1 protein-coding gene (only partly in view) is annotated in these 12,072 nt (G+C 60.2%); it reads right to left on the reverse strand.

The window, feature by feature from the left end; all coding sequences use genetic code 11:
- Positions 1 to 12,072, reverse strand: part of the annotated coding region (locus tag VL688_01395) for an AarF/UbiB family protein (protein ID HTL46695.1) (this coding region is incomplete at its 3' end). 19,562 nt of the annotated region lie beyond the right edge of the window; 12,072 of its 31,634 annotated nt are in view.

Genomic DNA, 12,072 nt, shown 5'->3' on the forward strand with positions numbered 1-12,072 from the left:
GTGACCACGCCCTGGATTTCGCCCTGCTCGCTCACGAGAACCAGGACTTCCTGGTCCGGAGTAAGCTGTTCCAGCGTTTCGAGGCCGCGCGCTTCGTCCACATCCCCATTTCCCAAGGCCTGGCTCATGACCGTGTCGAGCTGTCTCGCGGCTTCGCGCTTTTCCGCCTCGCTGATACCCGCCAAAAGGTCGCGGGAACGCAGAAGTTTTCCGATGCCGTCCCTCGAAGCCGCGGCGGGAATTTCCAGCGCCAGTTTGCGCTGGAGCGTCTCCGGCTCCGGAATGATCTGCCGAAGCTCCGCCTTGGCCGTTGATTGGCGCAATTCGCTTTTCCCGAGCCAAAGGTCGTCTTCCGGCGGAGCGGGCGGAGCCTGCGGTTCCTCCGTTCCGGACGCGGGCGCCAGGCGCTCGAGATTTTCTTTGATGCCGCTCCCATAAGTCTTCAATTTTTGCAGGCGAATTTTCTCATCCAGACCTTGGTCCAAATTGGCATGAATCTGCTTGAGGAAACCGGAGATGGAAAAGGGTGTTCTGGCACCGTCTTCCGACTCAAGGCGGAATATTTCCAGAAGGATTCTCTCGAATTTTCTATCGTTAATTTGATAGCCGGCGGAATGAAGGGTCAGCAGGGTAAGAAGCCGGATGAGCATCTCACGAAGCTGCGTTTGCTCCGTCGGGACTTTGGCAAGAACGCCCGCGAGGCGCTCCTGAGCGGCGGGGAAATTATCCTGGTCGCCGGAACTGCGGGGAAGCGCCAGCATGGCAAGGGCTGCGAGCAGGTCGGCTTCCACGCCTGCCTTCCGCGCTTCTTTGAGATCGAGATCCTCGTTCAGCATTTCCAGGACCGGCATCGCGATCGCGGGATATTCCCTCAAAAAGTCCGGATAAAAGCTAACGTGGACGTTCGCGCCTGCGTCCGGCGGGGCATATCCCTGCAAGATATTGTTATGCAGCATGATGTCGGCGACCTTTTCGAAGTCCTTCGGGGAAGTGACCGCGGCCAGACGACCCAGCTGCTCGACATAGAAATTGACGAAGGCCGCGAAATCTTCTTTCGGGGCCGACAGCTCCTCGTTCAAGCTGTTCCGGTAGGCCAGAAGTTTCCGCAGGCGGATTTCCTTGTCCTCGCCGCGGTCCAGATAAGCACGGGTTTGCTTCAGAAAATCGGGCAGAGTAAAAGGCGTTTTGGAACCGTCTTCCGATTTGAGAAGGAATATTTCAGTCAGCGTTTTCTCGAATTTTCCGCCGCCGATTTTATATCCGGCCCCATGAAGGACCAAAACCGCAAGAAGATGGCTGATCGTTTCGCGGACCTGAGTCTGGTTCGCTTTGACTTTGGCGAGAACACCGGCGAGACGGTCCTGGACCACGAGAAGATTGTCCTGATCCCCGGACCTGCGAGGCTGCCCCAGCAAAGCGACGGCCGCGAGCACGTCGGCTCCCACGCCCGCGGCCACGGTTTTTTCGATAAATTTATTGTACAGGGCCGAGTACATCATTTCCAGAACCGGGATCGCGATCTTGGGATAGGCGGCAAAAAAATCGGGATAAAAACTCAGATGCTTCCGGAGGTCCACGCCGGGCTGCGCGAGATATTCGAAAGTGCCGCTGCGAAGGACCAGCTCCAGGATCCTGTCGAACTCCTCGCCGGAAGTTTCTCCGGCCAGGCGTTCCATCTGCTCGACGTAAAAATCCAGAAATCCCGCGAAGTCTTCTTTTTTGATCTGCGAATGCCGCACGATTTCCTTCAGGAGCAGAAAGACCCTCGCGAAATTTCCTTTGAACTTTTCCCGCAGGGCGCGGAAAACAGGCTCCGACAAGAACGCATCCATATCCCAGATCACCGCTTGCCCTTTTTCTCCGCCCAGCGAATATTCGGTAAAAGCCCATTTGGCGGAACCGGAAGAAATAAATGTCGAACCGGTGACGTCGCCCAAATCCAGCACTTCTTTACGGGCAAAATCGACAATCAAGCTATGCCTGTCCGGGCCGGCCTGCCGGAGCATGAGGCGTGAGCCGTCATCCGAGAAAGTATGGTCGAAAAATTCCGACCCGGTCAGGGAGGTCAAGTCCTCGCCCGTTTCAAGATCCAGCACTTGGTTATTGGGATGGACTCCCCTGTCGTCATCGGGAAGGTTCTCAAAACGAAGGACCGCTTTTTTACCGTTCGGTGAAACCTCGATCCTCCAGGCCTTCTGTCCCAGGACCTGCTTGGTCTGCCGGTTGAAAAGCCGGGAAACTTCCCTCTCCTCCTCGTCCTGGACCTTGACGAGGAACCACGGGCCCTCGCCCAGCCGGGTCACTTCAAGGATGCCTTCGGGGATCCTCGCTGCGAGATCTTCGCCGGTTTCGGCATCGATAAATTTTTTCGTCTTGCGCTCGTTGTAATCCGCCGTTATCCACAACCTGTCTTCCGTCAGGCGGACCTGCCTGCGCTCCGGCCCCACCAGGGCCTCGACGTCAAAAGGCTGGCCTTCATACTGGCCGGTTTCGTAGTTATAAAGCACCGTTTTCCCGTCTTTCAAAAAGACGCGCGCCCGCTTGCCGTCCGCCAGAGACGAAACCTGCCAACCGCTCACCGGGTTTCCTTCATACGGCGGCAGATGCGGGACGATTTCGATCGCGGCGTCCGGGTTATCAAAATGGATGATCTTTTGCGGGTCGTCGCCGCTGATGCCGGTCGGGTTGGCGCCTTCATTATAAAATCTCAATTGGCCCGGCCCCCAATGAAGCGCCCAGGTCTTGATGCCCGGCACGGAGTAAATCTTGCCCGTTTCGATGACAATGACCTCATCTTTCCCCCCTCTGCGGTCGTCCTGGACATAGGCTTTCAAATCCGGCGAAAGCAAAAGGCCTTGGTCGTAGGCGCTGATCGTGATCGGCGCGCCGATCGGCGCAAAAGTGTCCGCGTCATAAACTTGCCGGCCGATGAGCACGCGCTTCTCGTCGTCCGAAAAAACTTTTCCCTGGTCTTTCAATTTATGCTGTTCGCCGGTAACGAGATTGATGAGCACGCCGCCTACCGTCACCCATTTTCCGTTCTTTGAAAATTGGGCCTGGCGCCCGTTGACCTTGATCTCCTGGCCTGTCCTGTGATTGACCAGCCGGTAAACGCTTTCCCGGGTTCTGCCGCCCAAGTCCAGGAAAGCGGACCAGCCGCTGTCCAGACCGTGGAAATCGTCATACATGAGACGCGAGTCTTTGAGAGCATCCATGGGCTGCAAGACTTGATAAGCCGCTTCGTAATCCGCGGGCCTTCCCAAAACGCCCGCGCCGGCCGTGAAGGTTTGCTGGTAAGCACGGTACAAAAGAAAAATATTTTCCCACATCCGGCCTTTCGCGCCGGGAACCTCCGACAGCTTCCGGACTTGATCGACAAGCCGCGCATTGTCCCAGAATTTACCCAGTAGTTCTTCCTGGAAAGCGGTGCGCGCCCGGGCGGGAAAAGCTTCTTCGACATTGCTGATTTCGAATTTGCCGCCGAGCAGTTCGCCGAGCTCCATGGATGCACGGACTTTATCGCGGCTCGGCCGCAAAGGAATGGTCTGGCCCGAAGGGGTTTTGAGATAGACGATCAAGGCATCCGCATCCTCCGGATCGAGCGACGGATCTCCCAGCACCAGCATGTTTCCGTTCGCGAGCCGGACCTGGATTTGCACCACTTCGCCCTGCGCGTTTCTCACAAAAGACGGCGAGGCGCTCCCGAAAAGCACCGGAACAATGCCGGCGATCGGCGCACGCGAAACGCTGACGGTGAGGCTTGCGGGTTTCGCCGGGGCCGCAGCTTCGCGCAATTCGGCTTTCTTTTCCTCCCCTTCCGCAGCCGCAGGAGCTGCGGGCTTGTCGCGCGCCTCGAGATAAGCCCGGAATTTTTCGCGGAGCGCCTGCACCTTTTCGGCCGGCCATTCGGGAAAGGTCTTCGAAAAATAAGTGGCGATGCGTTCGATCTCACTGCCGCGCCCGCGCGAAGCGTCGCCCATGCCGTCGGGATAGCCGAGCATGAATTCGAGATAATTTTCGAAGTCTTTTTCCGGAAGCGCGGCAAGATCGGGAACGTGCAGCGCTTCGGCCGTGATCTGCCAGGGCTCGCCGTGGAAATTCTCGAGCGCGGCGAGAAGCGCGCGCAGCCGGTGGAAGCCGTCGGTCGTGACCTGGATCTTCAGAGGCTTGGAAGGATCGGCAAAGCGCGGCAGGATTTCGTCTTTGATCTTCTTCAGGCTTTCCTGCAGGCTCTGCTGCGTCTGCTTCGAGACTTCTTCGAGGATGACGCGCGTGGGATCTTCTGTATTCTCCACGCCCTCCTCTTTCAGGATAAACCGCATCACCTTGGCCTCGGTCAGGTTTTCCCCTTCGGCGGCGCGCAGGTCGCGGAACCGGGCCGCGGATTCCGGGCGCACGCGGTCGTAATAGGCCTGCGTGTTTTCGATCAGCCGCGCCGTGCCGCGGGCCTTGCCGGTCGCAGCGATGATAGGAACGACGAATCCCGGCGATACCGCCTGATACCAGGCTGTCATTTCCTTCCACTTCCGCGCCGTGTTGACAAAGGTCTCGGGGCTCGGACTGCCCAGCGCGAGGATGAGCGGCAGCACCTGGCCGGCATCCTCCTGCGTGAAAACGGGCGCGGAGCCCGGTACGTCATGGCGCGCCAGGAAATTCAAGCCTTCCTGGGCCTCGGCGGCCAGCGGGCCCCGCAGCGCGGCCGCATCCGTGCGAAGTTCCGGCCGGGCTCCCTTGAGCCCGGCACCGAGAACGCCCTCCGCGCTCGAAGCGCGGAGCTCCGGCCGGGCTCCCTTAAGCCCGGCACCGAGAACGCCCTCCGCGCTCGAAGCGCGGAGCTCCGCCTTTGGCTTTCGCGCGGCGGCGCGCAGCTCGATGATTTCGAGCTGCCTCGTTAGGATTTCTGAAACTCGCGCGCGGCGGTCGTTGTCCTGGTCGATGCCGAGGCCGCCTTTGATGTCCTGGAGATTTTTCAGGGCTTTCTCCAGGTCCGGCCCCTCATTGCCATTCAGTTTGGCGCGCTCGTGATAAGCAATGCCTTGATAGAGCAGCGATTGCGGGTCGTCATGATGACGGTCCAGGCCGAGCTGGGCTTCTTCGATCACGCGGTCCCAGTCCTTTCGTTCTTTCAGGACCTGGAGATACGCGTGAAGCCAGCCAAAATCCGTGCCGAGATCGCTCTTCCTTGCCGCGAGCTTGCCGCGCAAAGTCTCGAAGGCTTTTCCGGCGTCTTCGAATCGCTGCATTTCGACGAGCAGCATGGCGAGTGTGCCGAGCGAATTCTCGGAGTCGGGAAACTTTTCCGCCAGAGCTTTCAGATACGTCAGAAGCCCGTCTTCGCCTTCCATCACGCCGTAATACGGATTGTCCGCTTTGTTGGGATCTTCGAAAATTCGTCTCCGGCGCGCGCCTGGTTCGGCCGGGGGTTCGGGAAGCGCCGGGCCATAGAGATGCCGGAGCTCGATCAGGACAGCCTTGCGGTTGATGTATTCTTTGCCCGTCCGCTCGAGATATTCCCGGGCCTGGCGCACGGCCTCGCGGTAGCCTTCAGACGTTCTCTTGAGATAGTGGTAACGCATCATGCCGATGACCGGTTCGGCAAGCGCTTCCGGCTGTTTGTGCCCCATGAACAATTCGATGACGCCGCGGGAAAAATCCAGGTAGCGCGCTTCAATTCCCGCCTTGCCCGCGAACGTTCCATAAAGTTCATAGAGATTGGTGTTGCGCGGATTGGCGCGGAGCGCCCTTTCGAAGATGTCCGCCGTCTTTCCCACGAACGCGGCATCCCCCGCGCCTTTCGAGGTTTCGTATTGTTTCTTGTAGGCTTTGGCGAGCCATTCGAGAAGGCCGGGATGGTCCGGGAAAAGCGCGATGCCTCTTTCATAAATCGGAAGAGAAAGCCGGGCCCGCTCCTCCTCGGGAAGGGAGAGATCGCCCAGATAAAATTTATTGGCCGCGCCCAGGAAGATGCCGGGATCTTTCCGTTTCTCCGCCTGGTCCAGGAGACCGGCCAGGAACTCCTCGGCCTCCTTTTTCTTGTCCACGGCAAGGGCCATCTGGTAAAAATATTGGAAGGCGCTCTCCAGCGGGGCGTACTGCAGCGACAGATAGCGCTTGTAACCGTAATAAGCCTGGAACGCTTCCGATTTGGTCTTGGCACCCGTATATCGATTCCGGTGAACATCCGCGATCATATTATGGTAGGCCACGGCGAACGGGGCCTGGCGCAGGATGCGATCGCCGAATTCGAATTTCTTCCTGGAGTCCCCCGAAGTGTTCCAGCCGTAGAGGAAAAGCGCCAGCAGGACTTCGCTGTTGTCGTGGACCAGGACGCGTTTGTGCTCGCTTTTGGCGGCCGGCAGGATGATCTCACGCACGGGCCCGCGCCGCGTCACGGTCATTTCGCTGTCCGCGACGGGCTGACTGAAATAATTGTCCCACGTCACGTCCGCGACCACGAGATTGCCCTCGCCTTCCTGCGGCGGCAGGAAAAACACGTTGGCGGCATGGGCAATCTTTCTTTCCCGGCCGTCTTCGTCATAGGAGTAGCTGACGTCGGTGAGATGCACGTCTAGCCCGATCTGCTGCCCGATCAGATAAAACATGGTGGCATAACGCACGCAGTTGGATTTGTTCTCGTCGGTCTCCAGGTTGAATTTGCCGGAACCGTAGACCGGGAAATAGTGGCGCAGGAGCTCGCCGATTTTCCTTGCGGCCGTCAGGTGCAGTTCGCGCAGCGCCGCCGGATCGTTCTCTCTCGCGCGCGCAAGGCGCTGGAATTCTTCGCGCACCGCGGCCCAGTCGTTCGAGAACGCATCCCACCGGTCCTCGCCCACCCATTCCCTGGCCAGGACGTTTTTCAGACCCGGCTCCCGCCACCGCCCGGCCGTCGCCAGAAAATCCCGGTTGGGAATCTGAATCAGGACTTTGTCGAGCGAGAGGCTGAACCGCTGCAGCAGGAAGCGCTGAAAAATGCGCATGCGCTTTTCAATGCCCGCGTCCGTCAGCTCGGCGCGCTGCTCCGCGCTGAACCACCGGTTCAAAAACTTCTGGATGACTTCAACGGTCGCAGGGTCTGCGTCCTGATTTTCCAGGCCCAGCTGCGCACGCATCCTTTCGGCCAACGCGCCAAAATAATTACCGAGCTCCGTGATTTCCTCGGATCTCGGGCCGCCCTGCCTGCCGAGCTCCGTGAGCGCCTGCTGCCACGCGAGAAAATCCCGGTAAAAAGCTTCGGGCACGCTTTCCCAGCGCTCGAACGGGCTCAGATTCAATTGCTTCATTTCGGAAAGAAACGTGATCATATCTTCGGTATTCATGTTGTAATTGACGGACATGACTTTGCCCAGCCTCTGCGTACGGTCCGCGAACAAAATCATGCGGGACTCCGCCGCCCCGGCGGCCGGGCGGTCAAACCCCATGTCAATGCCGCCGAGAGCTTTGAAAACGAACTTCAATTCCTGCTCCAGATCCAGATTGCGGGCCACAATCGGCCGGCGCATCGCTTCTTCGAAAAGGGCGCGGAGCGTCTTGGTCTCGCTGCGCAGTTCCGCCCGGAGCGCCTCCGTACGGGCGCTGAGCTTCTCTTCCGCCCTCAATTCGCCGCGCAAGACGGAGGCCATGCCGTCAAGCTCGCCCGGGGTCACGCGGATCGCGTGCTGCAAAAACTCTTTTGCCTTTTCGAGCCCGTCCTCTTCATAGCCGCCGTTGGCCAGGTACACCAGTCCGAGAAGCGCTTCGAAATACGTTCCGGCCCTATGGGTCTTGGTGCCGGCAGGAAGCGCTGCCAGCCCCTTTTCATCCATAAGCGCCTGCAGCAGCCGCTCGAGGCTGACATTGCGGGTCATGCCGAGGTGGAAGGAATTCAATTCCGAGGCGGGCCTGCCCCGCATCTCCGGGCTGTGCCAGATCAGGTCCGCCATGATCACGTCGAGCACCGCGTCGCCGCGCTTGGCCAGGCGGTAGACCTCCCGGACTTCCGGCGCCTCCGCCGGAAGAAAATCCTGCGCCAGCGGAAGAAGCCGCGCAAACTCGACGGCGGCCGCGGGATCCGAATCTCCCGAATAAATTCCCTTGGCCCACGCCTTCCGCTTCTGCGTTTGGAAGAACGGACCGGACAGGCGGCTGACAACGTCCCATTGCCTGTCGGAAGCCAAGACGCCAAGGATCATTTGAGCCAGAGTGCCGGGCGCGGGCCTGGATCCTTTCCTGCCCGTCTGGCCGTAAAATTCGCGGTAACGGCGGGCCGTGGCCGGGAGAAACAGCTCCCGGGATTCATAGGCTTGCTTGATCATGGCGTCCAGGGCCGTGGATCCCAATTCCGGTTCGCGATTCATGGCCGCGTCAACCACGGCGAATTTAACCGCAAACGACGCGACGTATTCGAGCTTTTCACGATTCTCGCGGAACGTTTCCGGATGCACCATGCCCTGGACCAGCGACGGTTCGGAAAATTTGACACCCAATTCTTTCTCCAGCGCCGCGGCCCATCCCTCGCCGGCTTGGTCCTCGGCCCGCAGCTCCCCGCGTCGAAAAACCGTGAGCGCGAAACTTCCGCCCTGCACGGTGGGCGGCGTGACATGGGCATCGTAAAGCGCGAAACTCCGGCGGAGGTGGGACGCGAGGCGGTCCAGGATGAGTTCGGCCACTTCCGCGTCCGCGGGCTGAACGGGGATGCTGACCGTCAGGCCTTCGCGGTTGAGATCGCCGCTGAGCGTCGCGTGGACCAAGAGAGGCGCCAGCTGCGGCGCTTCCTTTTCGATCATGTGGGTGACCAGGTCCAGGCTCAAAACCTGGCCGTAAAGATCGATCATTTCCCCATACGCCATTTCCTCGGGATAAGTGGCCCGGAGCTGGCTGTAAAGATCCAGAGGATGCTCGCGGACATACTGAACCATGTCGGCATGCCTTTGCGCGACTTCGTCCGGCCCGCCCGCCAGCGCGAACTGGACGTCCCATGGAATCAGAAGGTTGCCCTGAACCTCGATCCCGCGCAGGTGCATGAAGACCCGGTCTTTTTCCGGAGCAAAGGCCGTCACGATCGTGACCGGGTAAGGATTGTTGCGAAGCGGGACCTTGTCCACCTGGGCCTGGATGCCGGGTCCGGGCTGCACCTGGGCCTGAGGAATCTGATCGACCGGCAGCGACAGGACGATCTTCACGCCTTCCCCGGGCCGCAGCGTGCTCGGCCCCAGCTCGCGGAAGCCGACGTGCAAAAAGGAAAGCCGTTCCAGGGCGTACCAGAGGCCCATCCAAAGGCGAGGCCACTTGCGCAGGAATTCCCACTTGGCCCAGCGCTTGGGATAAAACTCCCAGGTCTTGCCGTCGAACTCGACGCGCACGGTCCCGCCGTGGCGGAAAACCGCGGGCGCGATGAAATTATAGGAAGCGTGGGCGCGCTTCATGCCGTCGTTGTCGTAGGAGATGCCCCGCATCGAGTCTTTGATGCGTTCCGCGTCGGCCGTGTTGCGGTTTCCATAATAATAGATGAGCTGGAGCTGCCCATCCGCGATGCGCCGGACCGCCGTGACGAAATTGTTCGGCTGCATGTGGCGCTGGTTGTTCTGGACGAGCTCAGTGATGGGCTGGTGGAAATCCGAAAGGTCGAACTGCCCGCCGCCGTAGCCGGTAACGGACGTCGGGAGGTACGAATCGGAATATTCGTACGGCCGCTCGACGGAAACGGACTTGCCGCGCTCGCTGCCCCGTTCGATCTGGAAGGCGTTCCAGAGCGCGCCGTGGAAAAAGAAGAGCCGGAAATTTTCTCCGGAAAGGCGGCGGATGTCCTCGATGATGCGGCGCACGTTCGGATCGTTGAAGGTTTCCTCGAAGATCATGTCGACAGCCCGGTTGTAGCGCCGGACTTTTTCCGCGTCGAACTCGTCCTCGAGCAGCGGCAGGAACGTCCGCTTGACCTGCTGGATTTTGTAATAGATGTTGCTCTCCGGCACCATCTCCGAAGGGCTTGCCGAATACCAGATTCTCTGGAGCGCGCGGAACGCGTCGTTCAACTGCGCCTGGACGTCTCCCGCCGGCGCGGCGGAAGGAACCGCGTACGAAGTGCGAAGTTCTGATTTTGTTAAACGCACGGAATCTTTGCCCTGCGGCCGGGCTTCGAAGCCTTCGAGGACCGCGGGCTTTTTCGCGCGGTACTGGGACGCGCGGTTGTGGAGGATTTGCCCGCCCGGGACCAGAAAATTGCGCAGCTCCTGCATGTGTCCCGCGTAAGTGAGAAGCGGCAGCGTCGAGCCTTCCGGGTTTTGGACCTTTTCGCTGTAAAGATGGTTCAGGCCGAAATGGCTGAAGATGAAATCCACGGATTCCGGAGAAACGTACCGGCCCAGGTTGCGGGCCGAATCCAGGATGAACGTCACGTTCGAAGGCGCCTCCTGCCAGAGCGAAAAGTAGGCGTCACCGAAAGCCAGAAGGCGGACGTTCGTGAGGCCGCGTTTCTGCAGTTCCCGGGCGATTTCGATGAGCGCACGGCCGTTGGCCGCGCCCCAGTCCATGACCGTGAAAGTGCGCCCGGGCTCGGCCTGGGCACGGGCCGCGATTTCCTCCACGAGATCCGTCCCGAAATTCCCGTTTACTTCCGAGAGCGGGCTGTCGGTTCTTTTGAGATAATGCGCGGCCGCGGTCGAAGCGCGGTTCACGCGGAGTTTTCCCCGGCTGTTCAGGTCCACGATGACGCCGAACAGCGACTCTTCGGAAGCCAGCCGTTCCAATCTTTCCTGCGAAAGCCCGCTCACCAGCTGCGCGCCGCCCCGCAGCGTGACGCTCGAAGCACGCAGCTCGGCCCTTGCCGGAGGTTCTACGGAAAGAAGCGTGGGAAATGGGGCCTGGGACCGGGCATCGCGGACTCCTTGATAAACGGCCCAGGCGCCGAACAAAAGTCCCAGCAGCATCCAGACAGGCTGGGCATACCGGAAGGCCGCCGCAATCCCGAGAGCCGCGCCCATGATCCCGGCGACTCCGGCGGGAAGCCCGGCCGTCCATCCTTCTTCATTCGTCAGGTAAAGGGTGTTGATGCGGCTCTGCAGGCCGCGGACCGCGGCGCGGCGGCGCCGGATGTCGTTCTCATAACGCTCTTGTTCCGCGGCCGGAGCCTTCTCTATCTTTTCGAGAAGCGCCGTGAACTCGCGGGTCTTGTCGACGGCCTTTTGGAACGACCGGAGCGCGGAGATCTCGTATTGTTCGCGTCCCCATTCATAATCATTGAGAAGACTTTCCACGTCGCCGGTTTCGCTGTGAATCTTCGACAGCGCGTTCCCCACCGAGAACGCGGCTTCGCCGTTTTCTCCCGTGCGCAGCTCCGGATGCGCGGGCGGAAGATTCTCGACCGGGATGGAAAGCGTGACCTTCACGCCTTCGGCGGGCCTTAAATTGCTGGGTTTCAGGTCGCGGGAACCGATGGCCGCAAAGCTGAAATTGGCGAGCTTCTGCCACAGCCAGTTCCACAGGCCCGGCGAATTCCGGAGGACGTCGAGCAAGGCCCAGCCCTGCGGGAAAAACTCCCACGACTTTCCGTCGAACTCCACGCGGATCACGCCGCCGTGACGGAACACGCGGCGGGAAATTTCATTGTAGAAAGCATGGCGCCGCACCCCGCCGTGGCCGCTGACGTAGACTCTGCCGAAAACCGACTGGCGGATGCGCGCTGCGTCCCCGGTATTGCGGTTGCCGTAATAAAAGGTAACGTCGAGATTGTTTCCGTTCACCCGCGGCACGACAAGCGAAAAGTTGGCGGGCTCCATGTGCTTGAGATTGTCCTGCAAAAGCTCGACAAAGGCCGCGTCGAATTCCCTCAGATCGTAAAGATCGGCGCCGGCATACTCGGGGGCCAGGTCGAACGCCTTGGCGTAGCGGCTGGCCGCGCTCTGATACGGGACCCCGCGCTGCCGGGCCGCGGGCTCGTTCACAAACGCATTGAAGACCGCGCCGTGGAAGATGAAGGGATCGTGGCCGGTCATTTCCACGATTTGCCGGATTTGTTCACGGGCCTCCGGGTCTTCGTCCGCCTCGCGCAGGATGTCCCGGAGGCGCTGGTTGTAGGCCGCCGTCGCTTCCGCTTCCACC

The sequence above is a fragment of the Verrucomicrobiia bacterium genome (assembly GCA_035495615.1).
Lineage (GTDB): Bacteria > Omnitrophota > Omnitrophia > Omnitrophales > Aquincolibacteriaceae > DATJFP01.